19 protein-coding genes and 1 tRNA gene are annotated in these 21,887 nt (G+C 73.2%); 7 read left to right on the forward strand and 13 right to left on the reverse strand.

The genetic code is table 11. From position 1 onward, the window contains the following. Positions 1-17 precede the first annotated feature (17 nt). Together ehuC and ehuB are read right to left on the reverse strand one after the other, a co-directional pair. A complete protein-coding gene (gene ehuC, locus SLV14N_RS25745) occupies positions 18-749 on the reverse strand; it encodes an ectoine/hydroxyectoine ABC transporter permease subunit EhuC (protein ID WP_208683979.1) in 732 nt (243 codons plus the stop codon). Further along, a complete protein-coding gene (ehuB, locus tag SLV14N_RS25750; RefSeq protein ID WP_263271249.1) occupies positions 746-1,657 on the reverse strand; it encodes an ectoine/hydroxyectoine ABC transporter substrate-binding protein EhuB in 912 nt (303 codons plus the stop codon). Before ehuB ends, ehuC begins: the two co-directional genes overlap by 4 nt. A 137-nt stretch (positions 1,658-1,794) precedes the next feature. Between ehuB and SLV14N_RS25755 the strand changes: the two genes are divergently transcribed. Beyond that, positions 1,795-2,295: a DUF3830 family protein gene (locus SLV14N_RS25755; RefSeq protein WP_208683981.1), complete on the forward strand. Its 501-nt coding sequence runs from the start codon at positions 1,795-1,797 to the stop codon at positions 2,293-2,295. A gap of 3 nt (positions 2,296-2,298) precedes the next feature. Here the strand turns inward: SLV14N_RS25755 and SLV14N_RS25760 are convergent, their stop codons facing one another. Together SLV14N_RS25760 and SLV14N_RS25765 are read right to left on the reverse strand one after the other, a co-directional pair. Further along, positions 2,299-3,720 (reverse strand): amidase, encoded by a 1,422-nt coding sequence (locus SLV14N_RS25760; RefSeq protein WP_263271251.1) that lies wholly within the window; start codon positions 3,718-3,720, stop codon positions 2,299-2,301. 85 nt (positions 3,721-3,805) lie between these two features. After that, entirely contained in the window at positions 3,806-4,771 is a 966-nt protein-coding gene (locus tag SLV14N_RS25765) for a D-2-hydroxyacid dehydrogenase (protein WP_208683983.1), read from the reverse strand. Between the two features lie 206 nt (positions 4,772-4,977). Here SLV14N_RS25765 and SLV14N_RS25770 point away from each other — a divergent pair, with 206 nt between their 5' ends. From SLV14N_RS25770 to SLV14N_RS25780, 3 genes are all read left to right on the forward strand, one after another. Next, positions 4,978-5,889: a decarboxylase gene (locus SLV14N_RS25770; RefSeq protein ID WP_208683984.1), complete on the forward strand. Its 912-nt coding sequence runs from the start codon at positions 4,978-4,980 to the stop codon at positions 5,887-5,889. A 152-nt stretch (positions 5,890-6,041) separates the two neighbouring features. Then, positions 6,042-6,767: an aspartate/glutamate racemase family protein gene (locus SLV14N_RS25775; RefSeq protein ID WP_208683985.1), complete on the forward strand. Its 726-nt coding sequence runs from the start codon at positions 6,042-6,044 to the stop codon at positions 6,765-6,767. A 141-nt stretch (positions 6,768-6,908) separates the two neighbouring features. Further along, positions 6,909-8,033, forward strand: a complete 1,125-nt coding sequence (locus SLV14N_RS25780) for an LLM class flavin-dependent oxidoreductase (protein ID WP_208683986.1) — start codon at positions 6,909-6,911, stop codon at positions 8,031-8,033. Between the two features lie 153 nt (positions 8,034-8,186). On the opposite strand, the gene SLV14N_RS25785 is transcribed toward SLV14N_RS25780, so the two are convergent. After that, positions 8,187-10,001, reverse strand: coding sequence for a bifunctional diguanylate cyclase/phosphodiesterase (locus SLV14N_RS25785; protein ID WP_208683987.1), 1,815 nt, complete (start codon positions 9,999-10,001; stop codon positions 8,187-8,189). 360 nt (positions 10,002-10,361) lie between these two features. Here SLV14N_RS25785 and SLV14N_RS25790 point away from each other — a divergent pair, with 360 nt between their 5' ends. Further along, positions 10,362-11,615, forward strand: coding sequence for a M6 family metalloprotease domain-containing protein (locus tag SLV14N_RS25790; RefSeq protein ID WP_208683988.1), 1,254 nt, complete (start codon positions 10,362-10,364; stop codon positions 11,613-11,615). A gap of 59 nt (positions 11,616-11,674) precedes the next feature. Here SLV14N_RS25790 and SLV14N_RS25795 read toward each other — a convergent pair. From SLV14N_RS25795 to SLV14N_RS25820, 6 genes are all read right to left on the reverse strand, one after another. Further along, a tRNA-Lys gene (locus SLV14N_RS25795) sits at positions 11,675-11,748 on the reverse strand. Between the two features lie 56 nt (positions 11,749-11,804). Continuing rightward, complete coding sequence (locus SLV14N_RS25800) at positions 11,805-12,440, reverse strand: bifunctional DNA primase/polymerase (protein WP_208683989.1); 636 nt, start codon at positions 12,438-12,440, stop codon at positions 11,805-11,807. Positions 12,441-12,626: 186 nt separating this feature from the next. Continuing rightward, positions 12,627-13,010, reverse strand: a complete 384-nt coding sequence (locus SLV14N_RS25805) for a hypothetical protein (RefSeq protein ID WP_208683990.1) — start codon at positions 13,008-13,010, stop codon at positions 12,627-12,629. Positions 13,011-13,114: 104 nt separating this feature from the next. Next, the gene (locus SLV14N_RS25810; protein ID WP_208683991.1) at positions 13,115-14,494 is read right to left on the reverse strand and encodes an AAA domain-containing protein; all 1,380 of its coding nucleotides are present in this window, start codon (positions 14,492-14,494) and stop codon (positions 13,115-13,117) included. A 40-nt stretch (positions 14,495-14,534) separates the two neighbouring features. Continuing rightward, positions 14,535-16,085 carry a hypothetical protein gene (locus SLV14N_RS25815; RefSeq protein ID WP_263271255.1) on the reverse strand — a complete coding sequence of 517 codons (1,551 nt, stop codon included), beginning with the start codon at positions 16,083-16,085 and terminating at the stop codon, positions 14,535-14,537. Beyond that, positions 16,076-17,398 carry a hypothetical protein gene (locus SLV14N_RS25820; RefSeq protein WP_263271256.1) on the reverse strand — a complete coding sequence of 441 codons (1,323 nt, stop codon included), beginning with the start codon at positions 17,396-17,398 and terminating at the stop codon, positions 16,076-16,078. Before SLV14N_RS25820 ends, SLV14N_RS25815 begins: the two co-directional genes overlap by 10 nt. Positions 17,399-17,597: 199 nt before the next feature. On the opposite strand from SLV14N_RS25820, the gene SLV14N_RS25825 reads away from it, so the two are divergent. Beyond that, entirely contained in the window at positions 17,598-18,191 is a 594-nt protein-coding gene (locus SLV14N_RS25825) for a histidine phosphatase family protein (protein WP_127150975.1), read from the forward strand. An 89-nt stretch (positions 18,192-18,280) separates the two neighbouring features. On the opposite strand, the gene SLV14N_RS25830 is transcribed toward SLV14N_RS25825, so the two are convergent. Further along, positions 18,281-19,723 carry a tetratricopeptide repeat protein gene (locus tag SLV14N_RS25830; protein ID WP_263271257.1) on the reverse strand — a complete coding sequence of 481 codons (1,443 nt, stop codon included), beginning with the start codon at positions 19,721-19,723 and terminating at the stop codon, positions 18,281-18,283. Between the two features lie 245 nt (positions 19,724-19,968). Between SLV14N_RS25830 and SLV14N_RS25835 the strand changes: the two genes are divergently transcribed. Then, a complete protein-coding gene (locus SLV14N_RS25835; RefSeq protein ID WP_263271258.1) occupies positions 19,969-20,439 on the forward strand; it encodes a hypothetical protein in 471 nt (156 codons plus the stop codon). 82 nt (positions 20,440-20,521) lie between these two features. Here the strand turns inward: SLV14N_RS25835 and SLV14N_RS25840 are convergent, their stop codons facing one another. Continuing rightward, positions 20,522-21,775, reverse strand: coding sequence for an NAD(P)-binding domain-containing protein (locus tag SLV14N_RS25840; RefSeq protein WP_263271259.1), 1,254 nt, complete (start codon positions 21,773-21,775; stop codon positions 20,522-20,524). Between the last annotated feature and the right edge of the window lie 112 nt (positions 21,776-21,887).

A 21,887-nucleotide genomic window follows, 5' to 3' on the forward strand; every position in this document is an offset into this window, starting at 1 on the left:
GCTCCATGACCAGTTGTTCACGGCTTTCCTCCGGTGGCCAGCGCCTCGGGGCCCTGCTTCTCGACGGGCAGTTTGCGGGAGAACCAGCCCTCACCCTTGGGTACCGCCCGGCCGACCGAGGCCTTGGCGCGGCGCTCCAGCACCCGCATGATCCGGGTCATCACGAACGCGACCGCGAAGTACAGGACGAGGATGATTCCGTAGATCTCGGCGCTCTGGCCGGTCGACAGCCGGGCCAGCTTGGCCTGGAAGGTGAGTTCGCCGATGGACAGCAGCGACGCCAGCGCGGTGCCCTTGAGCAGCTCGATCAGCAGGTTGTTGAACGGCGGCATCATCTCGGGGACGGCCTGCGGCAGGATCACCTTCCGCAGCCGCTGACCGGGCGTGAAGCTCAGCGCGATGGCCGCCTCACGCTGGGCGGGGGCCACCGCCTGCAGCGCACCGCGGACGACCTCGGAGCCGTACGCCCCGTACGACAGTCCCAGCGCCAGGGTGCCCGCCCAGATGCCGACCAGCTGCCAGCCCAGCAGCGGCAGCGCGAAGAACAGCCAGAACATCAGCACCAGTGCCGAGGTGCCGCGGAAGAACTCCACATAGACACCCGACAGGAAGCGGACGGTCCGGAACCGCGAGGTGCGTGCCAGGCCGATGCCGAAGGCGACAACAGCGGCCAGGGCGGCGCTGTAGACCATCAGCTGGACGGTGATCCACAGCCCTTCGAAGAAAAGTTCCCACAGCGCGCCGGTCACTTTTTACAGAGCTCCTTCGCCGTGAGGTCGGTCATGAACTCCTTGGTGAAGCCGTACGGCTCGGCGATACGCAGGAGTTCGCCGCTCTTCTTCATCTTCTGCAGCTCGGCGTTGAAGGCGTCCCGCAGCTTGGTCTCACCGAGCCGGAAGCCGTAGCCGCCGCCGTCGCGCTGGGGCTTCCCGTCGACCTCCGGCGTGAACGGCCTGGTCATCTCCACCTTGGGGTGGGCGCCGGTCTTCAGCGCCTCGATCATGGTCAGCGCGGTGCCGGCGAAGACGTCGATACGGCCCGCCTCCAGGGCCTCCATTCCGGCGATCTGGTCACCGTAGGTCTGGATGGTGTCCTTCTTGACGCCGTTGCCGACCGCGTAGTCGATCTCGGCATAGCCGATACCGGAACCCATCCGGAATTTCCCCTTGGCGATATCCGCGTAGGAATGGATTTTGTCGGGGTTCCCCTTGCGTACGAGGAAGGCGTCCTTGCTCTCGTAGTCCGGGTCGGAGAAGAGGACGGCCGCACACCGGGCCTTGTTGATGAACATTCCCGCGACGATCACGTCGTACTGGAAAGAATGCAGACCGGGCACCAGTGCCTGGAACTCGACCGGTACCGGCTCGAAATTCTTGATCCCCAGCCGCCGGAAGATCGTCTTGGCGACGGCCGGGGCCTCGCCGGTCAGTTCGCCCTTGCTGTTGATGGACGCATAGGGCGGTTCGCTGGCGATTCCCATGCGGACGGTGCCCTTTTTCCGCAGATCCTCGAGCAGATGTCCGCCGCCGGTCGCGCCCGAGACGTCGACCCGTGAGCAGCCCGTGGCCGCTCCCACCGCACCCGCTGCGCCGAGCGCCGCTACCCCCGCGAGCAGCGAGCGGCGGCGGATGCCGCTTGCCAATTTTCTCTTGATCATTTTGGTGTTCTCCTGTGGTGGAGCCATGGGCGCGCGGCTACCCGCACGTCTCACACATATGCCAATCGTTTCCAGCCCTTGATGGAAGCGCCGCGGACTTGTTCCGTACGCCGGTATTGCCCACCTACGATCGGGGCATGACCGATCGCTTCATCGAAGTCTCCCTGGACAAGCGCGGCGTGAGCTGCACGGCCAAGTTGCTCGACGACCGCGCGCCGATCACCTGCAATGCCGTATGGGACGCCCTCCCACTCGGCGGCGACGTCTACCACGCCAAGTACGCCCGCAATGAGATCTACGCCCTGCTGGCGCCGTTCGCTCCCGAGGAGCCGCCGCTGGAGAATCCGACGATCACCCCGATCCCCGGCGATCTGTGTTACTTCACCTTCACCGACACCCAACTGGGCACCAAGTCCTACGGTTACGAGACACAGGCGGCGCACCAGGGCCGCGCCACCGTCGTCGATCTTGCGCTGTTCTACGAGCGCAACAATCTACTGATCAACGGTGACGCGGGCTGGGTGCCGGGCATCGTGTGGGGCAGTGTCGTCGACGGTCTGGACCGGATGGCCGAAGCCTGTCAGGACCTGTGGCGGGCCGGTGCCCTGGGCGAAAGCCTCAACTTCCGGCGGGTCTAGGGGCTACGGCCTAGGCGCAGGCGGCGCGGGGATCTCCGCCGTCCCCGCCTCGTAGAGGGCATGCGCGGCGCGCAGCACCAGCGCGTCCGCGTGCCGCGCGCCGACCAGCTGGACGCCGATCGGCAGCCCCTCCGTGTCCACCCCGCAGGGCAGGGTCGCGGCCGGCTGCTGGGTGAGGTTGAAGGGGTAGGTGAACGGCGTCCAGCCCGTCCAGCGGGTGTGACCGGAGCCGGCCGGCACCTCGGTGCCCGCCTCGAAGGCGGTGATCGGCACGGTCGGCGTCACCAGCAGGTCGTAGGCGCTGTGGAAACGGCCCATGGCCTGGCCGAGCGCCATCCGCGTATCGACCGCGGCCAGATAGTCCAGCGCGCTGTAGCGGGCACCCTGCTCGCAGATCTCCCGCAGCCCCGGGTCGAGCAGCGCCCGGTCCGCGTCGTCCAGATGCTGCACCACCCGCGCCGCGCCGCTGAACCACAGCGTGTGGAAGGCCTCCACCGGGTCGGTGATGCCCGGGTCGATCTCCTCGACGACCGCGCCGAGCCCGGCCAGTGTGTCGACGGCCGCCCGGACCGCCGCGGCGACCTCCGGGGCCACCGGCACGTCCCAGCCGAGCGATGGGCTGAAGGCCACCCGCAGTCCGGAGACCGGACCGGCCAGCGCCTTTCGGAACGAGCCGGCGGCCGGACCGAGCTGGGACCAGTCCCGCCAGTCCGCCCCGCAGATCACCTCCATCATCAGCGCCGCGTCCGCCGCGTCCCGGGTCATCGGCCCGACATGCGCCAGGGTCCCGAAGGGGCTCGCCGGATAGAGCGGCACCCGCCCGTAGGTCGCCTTGAGCGCGAAGATCCCGCAGAACGAACCCGGGATACGTACCGAGCCCCCGCCGTCCGTGCCCAGGCTCAACGGGCCCGCGCCCAGCGCCACCGCGGCCGCGCTGCCGCCGCTGGAGCCGCCCGCGGTGCGCGCCGGGTCGTACGGATTGCCCGTTACCCCGTGCCGCGGACTGTCGGTGACGCCCTTCCAGCCGAACTCCGGGGTGGTGGTCTTGCCGACGAACACCGCGCCGGACTCCCGCAGCCGGGCGACCGACGGGGCGTCCTCCTCCCAGGGGCCCTCGGCCCGCACCGTGCGCGAACCGCGCAGCGTCGGGGCGCCCCGGGTGAGGATCAGATCCTTGACGGTGACCGGCACCCCGTCCACCGGACCGGCCGGTTCCCCGGCCCGCCAGCGCTCCGCCGACTCCTTGGCGCCGGACAGCGCCTCGTCCGCGTCGATCAGCGTGAAGCAGTTCGTCGCGGCCTGGGCGGCCTCGGCGCGTTCCAGCACCGCCCGGACCGCCTCGACGGGGGAGAACTCGCCGGCCGCGTACCCGGCCGTGAGCCGGGTGGCGGAGAGGTCGGCGAGGTGGGTCGGTTCGGTGGTCATGCGTCCTCCGAGCGTCGGCCGCCCCCGGGCGGGACGGCGGTGGGGGGAGCGCGGCTGCCGCGCCGGGGCCCGGCAGCCGGCCCCGTCACTGCACCGGCACGTACCCGAGCCGTTTGTCGACGAGGTTGTCCAGCGGCTCGCCCGCCGACCACCGCTCGAAGTTGTCCTGGAACTGCTCGGCGAGGGCGTCCCGCCAGCCCAGGGTGTCGCCGCTCATGTGGGGCGACACGATCAGATGCGGCACGTCCCACAGCGGGCTGGCCGCGGTGAGCGGCTCCTCCTCGAAGACGTCCAGCGCCGCCGCCGCGATCCGCCACTCGCGCAGCGCCGCGACCAGAGCGTCCTCGACCACCAGCGGCCCGCGCCCGACGTTGATGAACCGGGCCCGCGGCGCCATCCTGGCGAACGCCTCCTTGCCGAACAGGCCGCGGGTGGCCTCGGTCAGGGGCGCCGCGCAGATCACCCAATCCGCCTGGGGCAGCAGGTCGTTCAGCGCGTCACTCGCATGCACGAGGCCGAACTGCGGATCGTCCGGGCGCTCCCGGCGGCCGACCAGATCGACCTTGACACCCAGTGCCAGCAGGGTGCTGCCGATGGCCCGGCCGATCGGTCCGGAGCCCACCACGACGGCCCGGCTGCCGGCCAGCCGCAGGGTCTCGCGATGCTGCCAGCGCCGCTGCCGCTGCAGCTCCCAACTTCCGTAGAAGTCCTTGGCCATGGCGATCACCAGCCCGGCCACATATTCTGCGATCGGCTGCTCGAAGACGCCCCGGGCGTTGGTCACCAGGGTGTCGTCGGCGACCAGCGCCGGGCACAGCAGCTGGTCCACACCCGCGCTGGCGGTGTGCACCCAGCGCGGCCTGGGGCCCTCCACCGGCCAGGCTCTGCGGATCGCGTCGGAGGTGAAGTCCCAGGCCAACAGTACGTCGGCGGTGGGCAGTCGGTCGGCGAGCGAGTCCTCGTCGGTGAAGATCACCCGAGCCCGGCCGGTGAGCCGGTCCAGCTTCGGCGGCGGGTCGGAACCGAGGACGAGGACGGTGCTTTCGGACATAGCCAGAAACCGTTCTGAAACGTGAGCCCCTTTCCATGGAAAGGGGCGCCGACAGATGCCTGAGATGCGAGGATTGACCACGCTAGGAAGTCGTATCTACCGTGTCAACAACGGCTCTGTCCCGACGTCCCGGCTTGATCCGGCTGCACCTCATCCCCGGCCACTGGCCTGGCCATTCCAGCCCTTCGTTTCTTCTAGGGGCCTTCATGGACGTCTCTTTTCTGGGTGGCCCACAGCCGCAGCTCGGCGTGGGTGTCGTCGCTCCCTTCGACTTCGCGCTCGACCGAGAGCTCTGGCGCTGGGTTCCCGACGACGTGTCCCTCCACCTCACCCGCACCCCTTTTGTGCCCGTCGAGGTCAGCCTCGATCTGGCCCGTCTGGTCAGCGAGCACGAAACGCTGGACGCTGCCGTCCAGGCGCTGTGTGCGGTATCACCGCAGGTCATCTCCTATGCCTGTACTTCGGGCAGCTTCGTCGGCGGGGTCGCGGGCGAGCGGGCCATGTGCGCCGCCATGGTCCAGGCGGGGGAGGTTCCCTCCCTCACGACCTCGGGCGCACTGATCGAAGCGCTGCGCGAGATCGGCGCCCGGCGCATCGCCGTGGTCACGCCCTATACGAAATCGGTCACCGACTCCCTGGAGGACTATCTCGGTGAGGCCGGCATCACCGTCACCGGCCGCGCCTACCTCGGGCTGACCCGGCACATCTGGAAGGTGCCGTACCGCGATGTCGTCGACATGGCCCGCGCGGCCGTCGTCGGCGCCACCGATGCCCTCTTCATCAGCTGTACGAACCTGCCGACCTACGACGTCATCCCGCAGCTGGAGGCCGAGCTGCGGATGCCGGTGCTGTCCGCCAATCAGGTCACGATGTGGGCCGCGCTGCGCGCCATCGGCGTCCAGGCGGTGGGCCCGTACCAGGCGCTGCTCGATCCGGTGGCGCGGCGCGGCCCGGCCGCGATGACCGCAACGGCGGAAGGGCCGGAAGAAGGAGTGCCGCGGGTGACCCCCGAGGCGGCCTTCGCCGGACCCCCCGCCCCACCGGAGGGGGAGCTCCTCGACGGCCTTGATCCGCCGCCGTATCCGCCCGATGACACGGGAGGCCTGCCCCCGGTTTGAGGCCGGTCCGAACCCGACCTCCACCCCGGATGCTGCCGGCGTCGTTCCTCTCGCCGGCAGCACTCCTTCCCGGACTCACCGCACCACCCGTGAGCGCACCCGCACCCACGAACCCCCCTGCACCCGCAGCCGTACACGCAAGGGAGACCTGCATGGCATCGGTCGGCTTCCTCTACCCCGGGTACTCCGCGGAGGACGACTACCCCCGGCTCGAAGCGCTCCTGGGCGGCGGGATCCGCCTGCCGCTCGTGCACACCGATATCGGCGAGGACGCCCATCGCGTCGACGCACTGCTGGAGATGGGCTCCGCCGGGCGGCTGGCGGCCGGCGTCGACGAACTCAAGGAGCGCGGCGCCGAGGCCGTCGTCTGGGCCTGTACGAGCGCCAGCTTCGTCTTCGGCTGGGAGGGCGCCCACGAACAGGTCAGGGAGCTGTCCGCCACCGCGGGCCTGCCCGCCTCCAGTACGTCCTTCGCCTTCGCCCATGCCGTCCAGGCGCTCGGCGCCCGGCGGGTGGCGATCGCCGCCACCTACCCCGACGACGTGGCCGAGCGCTTCCACGCCTTCCTGAAGTCCGCGGGTGCGGAGGTCGTCTCGACCCGTGGCAGCGGCATCATCACCGCCGCCGAGGTCGGCACCTGGGGCGTCGAGGAGGTGCTGGCGCTCGCCCGTGCCGGTGACCATCCGGACGCCGAGGTGGTGCTGCTGCCCGACACCGCACTGCACACCGCGGAACATCTGCCGGCCCTCGAAGCGGAGCTGCGCAAGCCGGTGCTCACCGCCAATCAGGTGACGGCCTGGGAGGGGCTCCGGCTGCTCGACCGCACGATCAGCTGTCCCGCGCTCGGCACCCTCTTCTCGCGGACCGCGCACGCGTAGCGCGCCCGAGGGTCCCCGGGCGGGGGAGGTCCGGCGGCCCCGCCGACCGCGGTGCCGCGCCGGGAAACTGACCCGGGAATAAGTGGAGATCCTCTCCGGTTGTCCTCCTCGCAGACCACCGACGCGAGGAGGACCCGCACCGTGAGCGGCGAAGACGAGGAGACCCGGGGCAGCGGCGAGACGGCCGGCGACGGGATACGGGGCACCGCCCCGGGCACCGCACCCGTCCCGCTGTCGGTGCTCGACCTGGTGACGGTCGGCGCCGGCAGCACCGCCTCGGCCGCGGTGCGCACGGCCGTCGATATCGCCCGTACGGCCGAACGCCGGGGCTTCCACCGCTACTGGGTCGCCGAGCACCACTCCATGCCCGGCGTCGCCTCGTCCTCGCCCGCGGTGCTGCTCGCCCACCTCGCCGCCCACACCACCCGCATCCGCCTCGGCTCCGGCGGCGTCATGCTGCCCAACCACGCCCCGCTCGTCATCGCCGAGCAGTTCGGCACCCTGGAGGCGATGGCCCCCGGCCGGGTCGACCTGGGCCTGGGGCGCGCGCCGGGCACCGACGGGGCCACCGCCGCCGCGCTGCGCAGGACCGAGAGGCTGCACGAGGGGGCGGACGAATTTCCGCAGCAGCTGGCCGAGTTGACCCGCTTTCTGGACGACTCCTTCCCCGACGGCCACCCGTACGCCAAGATCCATGCCGTCCCCGGCCCGGTGCAGGCGACCTCAGCGGGCGGCGTCCAGGACCCGCACCGCCCGCCCCTGTGGCTGCTGGGCTCCTCCGGCTTCAGCGCCCGGCTCGCCGGCTCCCTCGGCCTGCCGTTCGCCTTCGCGCACCACTTCTCCGCGGCCAACACCCTCCCCGCGCTGGACCTCTACCGCGCGTCCTTCCGCCCCTCCGAGGTGCTGTCGGAGCCGTACGCCCTGATCGGGGTCGCGGCGCTGGCCGCCGAGTCGGAGCAGGAGGCCCGCCGTCAGGTCATGACCGGCGCGCTGTCCATGGTCCGGCTGCGCACCGGACGCCCCGGCCTGGTACCCAGCCCGGAGGAGGCCGAGGCGTACCGCTTCAACGAGTTGGAGCGGGGCTTCGTCGACAGCTGGCTCGGCAATGTCGTCCACGGCACCCCGGACACCGTCCGCCAGGGCCTGGACGACCTCGCCAAGCGCACCGGCGCCGACGAGCTGATGATCACCGCCAACGCCCATGGCGGCGCGGCCCGGCTGCGCTCGTACGAGCTGATCGCGGATGCGTACGGCCTGCCGGCTTGAGGGCGTCGTACGGGGTGGTTGCGGCCGGGGCTGATTCCGCCGGGCCCTCGCCGTGGGGGTTGCGCGCCGTCGCGGTGGGATGTGTGCGCCGGGGCGGACGGAACGGGGGTCCGCCCGCCCCGGCGCCGCCCCGAGCCGCGTACGTGGGGGCCCTCAGGCGCCCGTGTGGCGGCCCGCGTCGAGCAGGGCCGCCACCCGGTCGGGCGCGACGGGGCGGGAGTAGAGCCAGCCCTGGCCGGTGTCGCAGCCGATCCGGCGGAGTCGCTCGGCCTGTTCGGCGCTCTCCACACACTCGGCGGTGACCGTGAGGCCGAGCCGGTGGGCCAGCGCCACCAGCGCCTCCACGATCATCTCGTCCGCCGGGTTCGGATGCTCCTGCGAGCGGAAGCCGCGGACGAAGGACCCGTCCAGCTTCAGTACGGAAACCGGGAGGCGGCTGAGGTAGGCGAGGTTGGAGTAGCCGGTGCCGAAGTCGTCGATGGCGATCCGTACGCCCATGTCGCTGAGCGCCTGCAGGGCCTGCAGCGGCCGGCCGGCCGAGCCCATCACCGCGGACTCGGTCAGCTCCAGCTGCAGCAGCTCCGGCGGCAGCCCGGTCTCGGCGAGGATGCCGGCGACATCCGCCACCAGGTCGGAGTCCCACACCTGACGTACGGCCACATTGACGCTGACGAACAGCGGCTCGCCGGGGTGCGCCAGCTGCCAGGCGCGTGCCTGATGGCAGGCCCGCTCCAGCACCCAGCGGCCCAGCTCGACGATCGCGCCGTTCTCCTCCGCCAGGGCGATGAACCGATTCGGCGACAGCGTCCCGAACTGCGGATGCCGCCAGCGCACCAGTGCCTCCACCCCCTGTGCCCGGCCGTCCCCCAGCCCGACCAGCGGCTGGTACTCCAGGGTGAATTCGCCGCGGTCCACGGCCGGGCGCAGGGTGCTGGAGAGCGCCTGCCGGGTCATCCGGTGGGCATTGCGCTCCGGGTCGAAGAGCGTCCAGCGAGCCTTCCCGTCCTCCTTGGCCCAGTACAGCGTGGTGTCCGCGGCCTGCATCAGACCGGTCGCGGTGGTGCCGGTGGCGGCCCGCTCCACGACGCCGATGCTCGCCGACACCGACAGCCGCTGCCCGGCCAGGTCGAACGGGCGCTGCAGCGCGTCCAGGACGCACTGGGCGAGTTCGGCGAGCTGGTCGGTGCCGGTGGAGTCCTCCACCAAAAGAGCGAACTCGTCACCGCCGAGCCGGGCGACCAGATGCCCGCCCCGGCCCGCCCCGCGGTCCGCGGCGCTCTCCGCGCAGCGCGTCAGCCGCTGTGCCACCGCGCTCAGCAGCCGGTCGCCGACGCGGTGCCCGAGGGTGTCGTTGACGGCCTTGAAGCCGTCCAGGTCGAGGTAGCACAGCCCGATGCGGCCGGTGCCGGACGGTTCGAAGGAGGCGGTCTCCAGGGCGGAGGAGAGCCGCTCGAAGAACAGCGCCCGGTTGGGCAGCCGGGTCACCGGGTCGTGCATCTGCAGATGCCGCAGCCGGGCCAGCAGATCGTGCCGGTCGCTGATGTCCGCGACCGACAGCAGCATCCGCTCCTCGCCGCTGAGCGGTTCCGGGGTCAGCGGCTCGACGGTCACCTCCACCCAGACGGAGTGCCCTTCGGGGTGTTTGAGGCGGCGGGTGCAGCGCATCCGGTCGCTGCGGCCGCACAGCACCTCGCGGTAGGCGGTCCACACCCGTGGGTCGGCACCGAGGTCGGTGAGGTCCGACGCGGTGGCGGCGACCAGCTCGGCCGGGTCGGCGCCGACCAGCTCACCGAAGGCCGGGTTGGCGGCGAGGACCAGGCCGTCGCGGTTGAGGACGGCCATCGCCACCCGCGCCGCGTAGAACGTGGCGCGGTAGTCGCCGAGCGAGGCCGCGGTGTCGTCGCAGCGTCCGCTGGGGGCCGGCCGGGCCTCGGCGGATTCTTTGGTCGTTTCATCACGCTCCGTCACTGAGGGGAGCGTCGCTCCGGGCGTGCGGCCCGGGCTGTCGGGGTGTCCGCTCACTGCTCGCTCCCGCGTGGCGCTGTCTCGTGATGGAGGGGGGATCTCGCGCTGGAAAGTGTGGCGATCATAGAGGCTGGCACGACGGCCGATCCAGCGACGCAGCCGTGATCGTCCGCGCGCATGACGGAACTTCAGCCATTTCTGCCCGGCTCTGTTCGTACGGATTGCCCCGTTGGCCGTTTGTGACTTTCCGTTACGAGACGGCCAAGACGCGCCGGTCACTCGTCCGGGCCTTCAAAACAGGACGAATAGCATTAAATCGCCACAGGGTAGATGAGGTCTCCGAATCCGTCCCTGGAGGTATGTGTGCCGCGCGCCCAGACACCCGACGGGGCGGATCGCCGCACCCTGCGGCGCGTCGCGGCCGTCGCCACCTCCCTGAGCGCGCTCATCGCGACCTCGATCGTCGCCGGACCCGCCACCGCCTCCGAGGCCGTGCTCCCGTGCGCCCTGGGACGCACCGACGCGCACCACTCCGAGGGCGTCGACAGCTGGAACGGGGCCTATCCGCGCCCGGACCGCACGCTCAACGCGGTCATGATCTTTCTGTCCTTCCCGGACTCCCGGCCCCTCTCGGCGCCACCGGAGCTGTCCCACGACTACTTCCCCGCCACCTCCGGCTTCTTCGACCGCGCCTCGTACGGGAAGTTCCGGCTGCGCCCGCACATCCACCACCACTGGGTGCAGATGCCGCGCTCGTCCGTCTCCTACGGGATACAGCGCGACTGGGACGCCGGCCGGCGCTCGTCCTACCTGCGCGACGCGGTCACCGCCGCCGATCCCTCCGTGGACTTCAGCCGGTACGACGTGGTCTATTTCGTCGCCGACCCGGACGCCCCCGGTGTCGATTCGGACGCCACCAAGGTCGTCAACCTCGATCGCCCGCTGCACGCCGACGATCATGATCTGCACCGGTTCGTCACCGTCTTCGAGCAGAGCCCGCCGGACCGCAATGTCCTCGCCCACGAGACCGGGCACGTCTTCGACCTGCCGGACCTCTATCACCGGCCGGAGGACGGCAAGGGCGACTGGGACACCTACGTCGGCGACTGGGACCTCATGGGCAGCCAGTTCGGACTGGCGCCGGACCCCTTCGCCTGGCACAAGTGGAAGCTCGGCTGGATCGCCGACAGCCAGGTTGACTGCGTCGATCTGACCGGACGCGCCCTGCACTCCCTGCGCACCCTGTCCGCCCCCGAGGAACCCCGCGCCCAGCGCCGGCCGCGGCTCCTGGTGGTCCGTACGGGCCCCGACAGTGCGCTCGCCATCGAGGCACGCGGTGCCATGGGCAACGACCGCTCCCTGTGCACCGAGGGCGTCCTGGTCTACCGCGTACGCAGCCGGACGGCCTCCGGGTCGGGCCCCGTGCAGGTGCTCGACGGGCATCCGGCCACCTCGGCCTGCTGGGGCACCTCCGTCTACCCGCCGCTCGCGGACGCGCCGCTGGGCGTGGGGGAGAGCATGGACGACGCCGAGGACGGGGTACGCATCCAGGTCGAGGGCCGGACGGCCGACGGGGACTGGGCGGTGAAGGTGAACCGCGGGGCCGCGCCGCACTGACCGCGCCGTACACCGGAACGACGAAGGCCCCCACCGGAGTGGAGGCCTTCGACCGTCTGTGCGCCGCCAGGGACTCGAACCCCGGACCCGCTGATTAAGAGTCAGCTGCTCTAACCAACTGAGCTAGCGGCGCCTGCTGACGGGGAAAACATTAGCATCCTGGTCGGGGAGGACAAAAATCGGTTTGTCTCAGCCCGCGGTCAGCATCGAAACGGGGTGCTGAGCTGCGGCTTCGTGCACCGGGCCGGTCATCGAGCGGGCCGCGCGGACACAGGCCCAGAGCAGTACGTCGGGGCCGGGCAGCCAGGGATTGCGGACATCCGGTGCCACCAGCCAGCGGGAGACGGACGGGGCGGCCGGATCCTCGTCGGCCGGGGCGCCGGCGCCCGCGGTCCGGTCCACGGCGGGGCTCTGGCGGGGGTGCAGCGGCGGGACGGTCACCGCGTCGCCGCTGCCGTGGCACAGCAGCGGCGGGACGGCGGTGGCCCACTCCTCCCAGACGAGCAGCGCCGGCAGCCGCTGGGCCGTGCCCGGGGCGGCGAAGAGCAGGATCCGGCCGCGGTGCGCCGCCACCGGCCCCGAGCCGGGCCCGTCGGACCATAAGCGGTCCACCATCCGCCGCCCGAAGAGCGCCGGGGCGTTGATCACGTCGAAGGCGGTGCCGCAGGGCAGCACGCTGGGCGCGGCCGGGCGGGTGGCCCACAGGGTGTGCATCTCGTCCGGATGGGGGCTGGCGGAGGCGAGCCAGTCGGCGCCCGCGAGGGTGACATAAGCCGCGGTCGGAAAGGCCAGGGTGCGGGGGGTCTCAGGCAGCCAGTCGCTCATGGGGACAGGTCTACCCAGCCGGCACCCGGGACTTGGCTGATTGGCGGAAAACGGGACGGGGCGGTGGGGGAGCCGGTATCTTTCCCCCCTTGCATATGCCAGCGGCCCATGATCATGGACCATGAGCCGTCGTGGGGCGCGTCGGTGGGCGGGGTTCCTGGGGGCCGGTGGGCGGGGCCGGGGCGGTCAGTCCATGTCGCCCGGCAGGGTGCCGCCGCTCCGCATCAGGCTGCGGCCGAACTCGATCATCTTCTGCGCATAGTCCTCGGTCCACTCCGCCTGCTCCGCGAGCGCGGCCAGCGGCAGCCGGTCGAACCGGCTGGGGTCGGACAGCTGGGCCGCCGCCAGCGCCTGGAACTCCGTGGCGCGGTCGGCCGCGGCGCGGAAGGCGAGGGTCAGCTCCGTGGCGCGGCCGAGCAGCTCGCGCGGGTCCTCCATCGACTCCAGGCCGAAGAAGTGCTCGGGGTCGGCGACGGCCTCGGGCGGCTCGAAGAGCAGCTGCGCGGGCTTCATCCGCCGTGGTCCGGGTGCCGTACCACGCGGGTCGGGAGCCGGTCGCGGCTCGGACATGTACCTACCTCCAGATCGTGTGCCGCATTCCATTGTCCCGCTGCGCGCAAGTGGGCCCCGAGGGAGGGGCCGTACGCCTTGCGGGCCGCCGTCCAGCCCGGCCCCTAAGGGCGCCAGGCCACCCGGTGTTCCGCGAGATGGGCGAGGACGGCGTGGTTGGCTTCCCAGCCGTCCGGGAACTTGACCGTGACGCCGAGGCGGACCGGCTCGGTCGAGGGGTGTTCGTCCAGCAGATCGGCGACGCCCGCCCGGCAGACCACGATGCAGGCGTGCCGGTGGCGGGAGGCGAGCACACACAGCCGGCCGGTCTCCAGATGGAAGGCGGTGGCGTCGGGCCGGCCGGACAGCGGATGCAGGACGACCGTGACATCGAACTCGCGGCCCTGGAGACGGTTGGCGGTGTCCACCGCGACGCCGCTCACTCCCAGGTCGGCGAGTGCGGCGCGGACGGCCGCCGCTTGGTCGCGATGGGCGGTGCCGACCGCGATCCGGCCTGCCGTGAGCGGTGCCGGGGCGGGCGCGGCCCCCTCCGGAGCCCCGTGGGCCTCGCTGGTCGTGGCGCCGCCGCGGTCCAGGAGCCGGCGCACGACATGGGCCACCGCGCGGACCGCCTCCGGGTCCGTACGCGGCGTATGGCGGGCGGGGAGTTCCAGCAGGCCCCAGCCGGACTCGGCGGCCTCGTCCAGGACACGGTCCACGCCCGAGCCGTCGCCCGGCACCCCGAACGCCAGCCGGCGGTCGCCGTGGCCGGTGCCGCTGCGGAACGGGGTGTACGGATAGAACGCGGCGGAGACCAGCGGCGCCGCCGAGGCGGGCAGCCGCCAGGAGACCGGCAGCCGGTGCTGCGGCAGATCGGGGTTGTGCGCCAGGAGGGTGGACACCGCGCTCGACGACGGGTCGTAGGCCAGCCCCGCCCACTGCTCCGCGCCGACCACGCTGAAGGGGTCCAGCTGGCCCGGGTCGCCGACGAACAGCGCCCGCTCGAAGAGCCCGGCGACGCTCAGCAGCGCATCGGAGCGCATCTGATAGGCCTCGTCCACGATGGCGTGCCGCCAGGGCTCGTCGACCTTGGTGTACGCCCATTTCGCGGCCGTCGAGACCACGATGTCCATCCCGGCCAGATCGGCGGCCTTCGCGGACGTACGGACCGCGGGCAGCTCGGCGAGCGCCGGGTCGAACGCGCCGGGCTCACTGCTGTGCAGCCGGCCGACCGGCAGCTGCGGATCCTTCTCGGCGAGCCGCAGCACGAGGTCGTCTACCTGGGCGTTGGTCTGCGCGACCACCATCAACGGGCGTCCGGCGGCGGCGAGTTCGCGGGCCGCCCGCACCACGAGGGTGGACTTTCCGGCGCCGGGCGGGGAGTCCACGACCACGCCGCGCCGGGTGCCGTGCAGCGTGTCCCGCAGGATCGCGTCGGTCGCCGCGGCCGCCGCGGCGGCGGGGTCGAAGGGGCCGGCGGCGGTGGGGTCCTGAGTGGCCGTCATACGCGAGTGTGCTCCAGGGCGGTCGAGGGCCGGGCGCGGGTCACAGGAAGTCCTCCGCGGTCACGGGGTCGGGGGCGGGGTGCGGCGCGTCCGCGGCACCGGACGGCGGACCGCCGTGGGTCCACGGGGTGTCCTCGGGATCCGGCAGCTCCGGGCCGCCGCGCGGGGCGTGCTCGAACAGCGTCCAGCACACCACCTCGTCCGGCTCCGGCACCGAACCGGGCTCCGGGGTCTTCCCGCGCCCCATCCCGCCGGTCAGCCGCACCACCAGCGTCCCCGGCTCCTCGGCCGCATACCCCACGAGTTCGGCGGTCTGGGTCTTGCCGTCCGCCAGGGCGCGGTAGAGCCTGCCGCCCCCGGACAGCTGCGGCCGGTCGGCCGTCCGCAGGGTGACCAGCGGGCGCGGCATCGGCCGCCGCCCCTCGGAGAAGGCCATCTCGACGGCGGTGACCGTGCCCTGGAACGCCTCGCCCGCCAGCCGGCGCCCCGCCATCACCAACGGGTCGTCCAGGGCTTCCTGGGCGTCCAGTTGGGCCTGTGCGGTCTCCCGGGCGGACAGCTTCTGCGCGGCGGTGACCGCGTCGTCCTGCTTGGGCTGCGGGGGCTCCCCGGCGCGGATCCGGTCCCGGTGCGCGGTGTACGACCAGCGGTCGCGCTTCCAGCGGTCGGGGACCCGGGTGCCCGCGGGGAGCTCCCGCAGCAGGTCGATGCCCTGCCAGACGGCGTCCCAGGCCGGCCGCAGCTGCCCCTCGACGAGGGTGCGGAGCGCGTCCTCGGCGCCCGGCAGCCCGGCGTCGTAGCGGGCCATCGCGGGGGCGAGCAGCCGGTTGTCGAACGCCGGGTCGGTGGCCGGGCCGGCCGGCGGGCACAGCAACTGCCCGTCCGCGTCCCGCGCCGACTCCGCGCGCTCGGCCGCCTCCCGGCCGGACAGCCCCGGCGGCGGGTCGATCCAGGAGAGCAGCGCGCCCAGGTGCTGGTCCTCCAGCACGCTCTGGCCCGTCGCCCAATGGCGGGTCAGCAGGCCCGTCATGGACAGCAGCAGGCTCGCGCCCGGGACCCGCGCCCGCTCGCCGAAATGGGTCAGCCAGCGGCCCAGCAGCGGGACGTGCGGCGGCGCGGGATACGGGGCCTCCGGCTCCTGCTCGGCCGTCCGCCGGAAGCGCATCGAGCGGCCCAGCAGCCGGACGAACTCGATGCCGGCGGCGCTCGGCACGATCAACTGCGGGGCGTTGGCGCACAGTTCGACCTGCACCGGGACCTTCTTGCCGGTCTCCGGGTCGGTCTCCTTGCGCTCCTCCCACTCGATGGCGTCCGCGAAGCCGTCCACATACGGCAGCACCGACTCCGCCAGCTCGGCGAGGAACGCGAACCGCAGATCGCGGTCGCGCGGCTGCGGGACGGCCAGCAGCACCGGCTTCTCGCGGTCCGTGCCGACCAGCGCCCCCAGCGGGGCACCGGCCTCGCCCGCGGTCGTCAACGGGACGAAGACCAACGGGCGTTCGGACAGATGGCGGTGGCGGACCGTGCACCGTGGCCGGGCGCTGCCCGCGGCCACCGCCTCCATCCGGGCCAGTGTCTCGATCAGCGGCATCCCGGCTCCTCCGCTCGCGGTCCCGGCACGGAGGGGCGGGCCAGCGCCTCGGCCCGCAGCGCGGCGGCCCGGCGCAGCGCTACGACGGCCGGGTCGTCCGGCCCGTCGTCGGCGGCCTCGGGGGGCTCCGGGCCGTCGGGACCCGCCGCCGCCAGCACCTCCTCGATGGTCCGCAGCCCGCCCAACTCGCCCCGGACACCGCGCCCCAGCGCCTCCACCGCACCGTCCTCACGGGACCGCTTACGGCAGTGGAAGGCCAGCTCGCACGCGGCCAGGCACTCGGGGGCGTAGGCCGCGTCGACCGCCTCGACGGCCTCGGCCAGCTCCTCGGGCCGACGGGTCGGGGTCTTCCCGTCGTCCGCCAGCCGCAGGTCGAAGGTGGTCCCGTCGGGGAGCGCGGCGGCGATCTCCTCGACCCGGGTGAGGCGCGCCAGCTGCCGCCGGGTCGTGGCCAGCTGCTTGCGGACGTCCACGGCCGCGGCGGTGGGGAGGTTGGAGAAGTCCTTCGGGCACACCAGCAGCACCCGGTCGCGGACCCGGACCGTGCGGCCGGTGTGCGCGCCGGCATGACCGGCGACCGGCTCCAGGGCCAGCACATACACCGCCGCCTGCCGCGCGGCGGCGCCCACCTTGGCGGCGTCCGCCGAACCGTCGATCATCGGGAAGGACTTGATCTCGACGACCGTCCAGCTGCCGTCCGGATGCACCACCACCGCATCCGGCTCCACATAGGCGGGCGAGCCGGCCACCTCGACGACCAGCATCGGATGGTCGAGCAGCGCCCAGCCGCCGGCCGCGGTCGCCTCGCGCAGCGCCAGCGCCGTACGGGCCGCCCGGCCCTCGGGCCCGGCCGCGGACAGATCGGGGGTGGCGACCTCCTCCGGCGCGGGCGGCGGGGTGCCGGGCGCCAGCCGCTCGTGCAGCAGCCGCAGCAGCTCCGTGCCGCCGTCGGCCTTCACCCGGGATTCGAAGGCATTGCCGCGGACGATCGCGAACTGCGACTGGCCGTACGCCGCGGGCGAGCCCAGCGCCTGGGCCAGCGCGCCCTTGTCGATGCCCGCGCCGTCCAGCAGCGCGCGGCGCCGGCAGCCGGGGTTGGCGGCCAGCGCGGCGAGCGCGCGGGCGTCGAGGGAGCGGGGGCGGACACCGGGGCCGCGCAGCTCGGTGAGTCTCCCCCGGCGCACGCCGGGAGGGAGGTCCCCCGGCGGCGGGCTCGGCGTCGCCGTCGGCCGCCCCGCCGGAGGGGCGGCTGACGCGGGTCGGCTGTCGCGGAAAGCGTTCACCCGCGGAAGTCTCGCATCCGGCACCGACATACGGGGCGACCGCCCGCCGCCGGATGCCCCTCCGGACGCCCCATACGCTGTAGGCGCGACCGCCCCGGGCGCCGGGTCCCGGGCGGAACGGCCTCCCCGGTCAGGGACAAATCGACCCGATGCGCGATGATGGAAAGCCCGCGGTCAACGCCGCCCGCACCGAGAACGAGCAGCCGAGCGATCGGCGAGAGGTACGACCATGGCACCGCGCATATTCCTGGCCAGGCACGGGCAGACCGAGTGGTCCCTGTCCGGCCGGCACACCGGCCGCACGGACGTCCCGCTGCTGGACGAGGGCCGGCGCGGCGCCAAGCTGCTGGGCGAGCGGCTGCACCGCGCCCCCTGGGACGGACTGCCGGGCGTCGAGGTCCGCACCAGCCCCCTGGTGCGCGCCAAGGAAACCTGTGAGCTGGCCGGGTTCGGCGACCGGGCGCAGCAGTGGGACGCGCTGATGGAGATCGACTACGGCGCGTACGAGGGCCTGACACCGGCCGAGATCAAGTCCGGGCGGCCGGACTGGCTCATCTGGCGCGACGGGGTGCCGGAGGGGGAGACGCTCGCCGAGGTCACCGCGCGGGCGGACGAGGTCATCGACTGGGCCCGGTCCGCCGACCGCGATGTGCTGGTCTTCGCGCACGGCCACATCCTGCGCGCCCTCGGCGCCCGCTGGCTGGGCCTGGACATCTCCTTCGGCGCCCGGATCCGGCTGGAGCCGACGTCCCTGTCGGTGCTCGGCTGGGCCTACGGGGAACCGGCGATCGAGCGCTGGAACGACACCGGGCACCTCGGCTGAACGACGGCCGCCCGGCCGCCACGGTCCGGCCGGGGGCGCGGGCGCCGCAGGCCGCCTGACGGGGCGTCGGCCTGCCGCTCCGTGGGCCGTCAGCCCGCGGAGCCCGGGGCCGGCGTCCCGCCGCCGGACGCGGCCGAGGCCGCGTGCCGCTCCAGGAAGTCGGTGACCGCGCCACCGGCGGGGTACGCCCGCAGCGTCCGGGCCGTGCCGTCGAGCATCGCGCGGATACGGGCCGAACGGACCTGCTCCAGCAGCGCCAGCACCCGGGCCGCGGCCGCGGCGGCCTCCTCGGGCTCCCCACTGTCCGCGAGATCGCCCGCGAGCTCCGCGGTGAACAGGGCGATATTGCGGGTGAAATGGGAATCCTGCAGCGCCACCGCCCGGCGCGCCTGCTCCACCGCGCGCCCCGCGTCACCCAGGGCCGACCAGCACTGCGCCTCCAGGCCCGCCAGTTCGGCCTCGCCGTAGAACGTCATCCACTCCGGGTCGCCGTCCCGCGGCCCGCCCGCGAACAGCCGCTCGGCCCGCGCCAGCGCCTGCTCACAGCCGGCGCGGTCGGCCAGCCCCGCCCAGCCGCCCGCCTCCCGCAGCGCCAGCAGCGACAGCAGCCGCGGCGAGGCCAGATGCTTGGCGGCCTGCTGCGCGGCCTGCGCGGCCCGCACCGCCTCCCGCGGCCGGCCGGCATCGCGGGCGAGGAAGGCCGTATTGCAGAAGGCGTGCGCCTCCAGGGCGGCATCACCGCAGACCCGGGCGGTGGCCAGGGCTTCCGCGTAGTGCGAGCGGGCGTCCTCGAAACGGCCCGAGTCATGCGCCAGCCAGCCCACGGTGATGGCGAGTTCACCCGCCCCGGCGTGCAGCCGGTCGGACACCGAGCGACGCTGGACGCCGGCGTCCAGCAGTTCGTAGGCGGCGCGCAGCGGCTGGGCGGCGCGGCGGTAGATGCCCTCCGCGCCGTGCCGGTCGTCCAGCAGCCGGATATGGCGGACGGCCTCCTCGACCGCGGCGGCCTCGGCGGTCCCGGGACGGCCGGGGGTGCGCGGGCCCGGCACATGGGCTGACGCGGCGGCGGCAGCGGCCTCGATGGGATGCAGGGCGGCGAAGCCCAGGGCTGCTGCCGGGCCGCCGGTGATGAACGCGCGACGCAGCACGTCGCTCTCCTCGCAGATCTGGATACGGGTATCGCGGTGGTCGGGGTCGGTTGCCAGGGGCGCGGCGCTGACCGCCGCCGTACGCGCCCCCCGTCCGCGTACCGCCTCGCGCGGCGCGAACCCCATGTCGGGCAGCGTCAGCCCGGGGAACATGTGCCGGAACACGCGCTCGTAGGCGTAGTTCGGACACCGGATCTCCCCGGACTCGACGCGGCCCACATAGCGGGCGTCACACGAGACCTGTTCGCCGATCTCACGGGCGGACCGTCGGACCGCCGCCGCGAACTCGCCCGGTGACAGCCGGCCGCGCAGCTGTCGGAAGGCGAGGTTCGGGCGGGCGGGTACGGTGCGGGACGACGCTGAACTAGCTGCTGGCGACGCCATGGCGGACCCTCTCCGTGCCCTCTCCGTGCCATCAGGTGGCGTTGCCGCCTCCTGGCGGTGCGGCGGGATGACCGTACCGGCTGTGATGGCTCCGATACGCACAGTTTGGCTACAAATCGGATATCTCGCGCGCGATCTGCCATGAACTGCCATCCTTTGCAGCGTTACGCCGCCGTAGCTGTTGACACGTCCGGCCGTTGAAGTCGGTGTAAAGGGTCGGGTACGTGCAGGAGGAGGGGTTCTCCGTGTGGGAGACCGGCGTGAGCAGGGGCGGCAACGGGTCCGCGGGCCAGGCCGGCGGTGGGCGGGGACCGGCCGTCGCGGCGGGGGCACCGGCCGTACCGGCCCAGGCGTGTGACCTCGTCACGGTGCCGGCCCGGCAGGGCCTGGAGGCCGTCGACATCCTCCGGCTGCGGGACGGGGTCGGCCCCGTCCTCCATGACGGCGCCTGCGACACCCTCGGCTTTCTGGTGCCCGCGGGCACGGCGGACGGCTGGGACGTGCCGGGCAGTGCCTGTACCCAGACCTCCGGGCGGGGTCTCGCACTGGGCGCACTGTGCGGTGAAGGAACCCCGGCGGAGGAGCCGCCGGTGACCGGCACCGGCTGGCTGGTGCCGCCGGAGGGCGCGGGCGCCGCCGCCACCGATCCGGCCGTCCTGCGCGCGGCGCTCGGCGAGGCGGCCCGCACGATCGAGGCCGTCGACCGCTGCCAGTGACACCGGCCGGACCGTACGTGAGAGGGGCCGCCCGGCCGATGCCGGACGGCCCCTTCGGGCGGGTGGCCCCTTAGGGCGGCCTCTAGTGGGCGGCCGGTGTGCTGTCCCGCGCCGGGCGGGGGATGGTGGTGGCGCCCCGGCGGTCGCCGAGCCGGCGCTGTACGCCGCGCAGCAGCCGCGCCGCGGTGAAGCCCGCGCCGTACACGAAGCGCATCGACGGGCCGAACGACGGCGCCGTCAGCAGCCCCGCGAAGAACAGCCCGGGCCAGGACGATTCGAAGCCGGAGCTCAGCTCGGGCGCCCGGCTGCCGCCCACCGTCCGCAGGGTGGTGCGCACTTGGAGAGGGAGCAGCCGCAGCCGCCCGAGGTCCGGGGTGAAGCCGGTGGCCGCCACCACGTGCTGGGTGTCGAGGGTCTCGGTGCGGCCGTCCGTATGGGTGAGGTGCAGCCGCACCCCGTCATCCTGGGGAGCCGCCGCCCGGACCCGGTGGCTCAGCAGCACCGGTACCGCCGGCTCGAAGCGCTCCCGCAGCCACCAGGCGCCGGCCGGGCCCAGCGCGTTCTCCGCGATGTGCACCCGGGTCCCCGAGGGCAGCCGGCGGACCGTCCCGGGCAGCTTCGACCACAGCCAGTTCGGCCAGCCGGTGCCGAGCCCGGAGTGCGGGTCGCGCAGCGCGCGCAGCCGGCCGCGCGCCAGCGGCTGCGGCGGGGCGTTCCAGCGCAGGTGGTCGGCACGGGCCACGAGGCGGGGCCGGGCGCCCTGTTCGGCCAGCAGCGTCGCGGTCTCCAGCGCGGACTGCCCGGAGCCGAGCACGGTGACGTCCTGGCCGCTGAAGCGGCGCAGATCGCGGTGGTCGCTGCTGTGCGAGGCGAGCTCCGGGGGCAGTTCGAGCAGCGGCCAGGGGCGGTTGACGAACGGCATCACCCCGAGGGCGAGCGCCACGGTCCGGGCCGGGATCTGCTCGCCGGTGTCCGTCTCCACGTGGAAGCCGTCGCCGTCAGGGCGTACGGCGGTGACGGTGACCTCCTCGACCTGCGGCACCGCCCGTTCGCCGAACCATCTGCCGTACGCGGCGAAGGTGTCGAGGGGCAGCGGGACGCCGTGCTCGGCGGTTAGCTCGTGGGCGGCGCAGTAGTCGGCCAGGGTGTGGCCGCCGGCCGGGTCGGAGAGATCGGTGGACCAGGGCTCGGACTTGAGGAGCATGCCGTCGGGCATGTGATCGCGCCACGAGGCCATCGGCCGGCCCAGGACCCGCAGCCGCAGTCCGGCCGCCGCCGCATGCGCGGCGATCGAGAGTCCGTAGGGGCCGGCGCCCACCACGACGAGGTCGTACATGGAAGTTCCCTGCTCTTTCTTTTGTGCGGTGCGGTGCGGGTCGGTGTGCGCGATGTGGCTCCTCCCCCCCCGTCGGCGCGCACCCTCCCGGCGGCGCGCACCGTCCCGCCGT

The sequence above is a fragment of the Streptomyces sp. Je 1-4 4N24 genome, from assembly GCF_026239515.1.
GTDB classification, from domain to species: Bacteria; Actinomycetota; Actinomycetes; order Streptomycetales; family Streptomycetaceae; genus Streptomyces; species Streptomyces nigrescens.

Excerpts from the sequence above, each read along its gene's own strand:
- ehuB (WP_263271249.1), bottom strand. The coding sequence starts at position 1,657 with ATGATCAAGAGAAAATTGGCAAGCGGCATCCGCCGCCGCTCGCTGCTC.
- SLV14N_RS25755 (WP_208683981.1), top strand. The coding sequence starts at position 1,795 with ATGACCGATCGCTTCATCGAAGTCTCCCTGGACAAGCGCGGCGTGAGC.
- SLV14N_RS25820 (WP_263271256.1), bottom strand. The coding sequence starts at position 17,398 with ATGTCGGTGCCGGATGCGAGACTTCCGCGGGTGAACGCTTTCCGCGAC.
- SLV14N_RS25840 (WP_263271259.1), bottom strand. The coding sequence starts at position 21,775 with ATGTACGACCTCGTCGTGGTGGGCGCCGGCCCCTACGGACTCTCGATC.
- SLV14N_RS25800 (WP_208683989.1), bottom strand. The coding sequence starts at position 12,440 with ATGAGCGACTGGCTGCCTGAGACCCCCCGCACCCTGGCCTTTCCGACC.
- SLV14N_RS25760 (WP_263271251.1), bottom strand. The coding sequence starts at position 3,720 with ATGACCACCGAACCGACCCACCTCGCCGACCTCTCCGCCACCCGGCTC.
- SLV14N_RS25770 (WP_208683984.1), top strand. The coding sequence starts at position 4,978 with ATGGACGTCTCTTTTCTGGGTGGCCCACAGCCGCAGCTCGGCGTGGGT.
- SLV14N_RS25775 (WP_208683985.1), top strand. The coding sequence starts at position 6,042 with ATGGCATCGGTCGGCTTCCTCTACCCCGGGTACTCCGCGGAGGACGAC.
- SLV14N_RS25810 (WP_208683991.1), bottom strand. The coding sequence starts at position 14,494 with ATGACGGCCACTCAGGACCCCACCGCCGCCGGCCCCTTCGACCCCGCC.
- SLV14N_RS25765 (WP_208683983.1), bottom strand. The coding sequence starts at position 4,771 with ATGTCCGAAAGCACCGTCCTCGTCCTCGGTTCCGACCCGCCGCCGAAG.
- SLV14N_RS25815 (WP_263271255.1), bottom strand. The coding sequence starts at position 16,085 with ATGCCGCTGATCGAGACACTGGCCCGGATGGAGGCGGTGGCCGCGGGC.
- SLV14N_RS25805 (WP_208683990.1), bottom strand. The coding sequence starts at position 13,010 with ATGTCCGAGCCGCGACCGGCTCCCGACCCGCGTGGTACGGCACCCGGA.
- SLV14N_RS25830 (WP_263271257.1), bottom strand. The coding sequence starts at position 19,723 with ATGGCGTCGCCAGCAGCTAGTTCAGCGTCGTCCCGCACCGTACCCGCC.
- SLV14N_RS25825 (WP_127150975.1), top strand. The coding sequence starts at position 17,598 with ATGGCACCGCGCATATTCCTGGCCAGGCACGGGCAGACCGAGTGGTCC.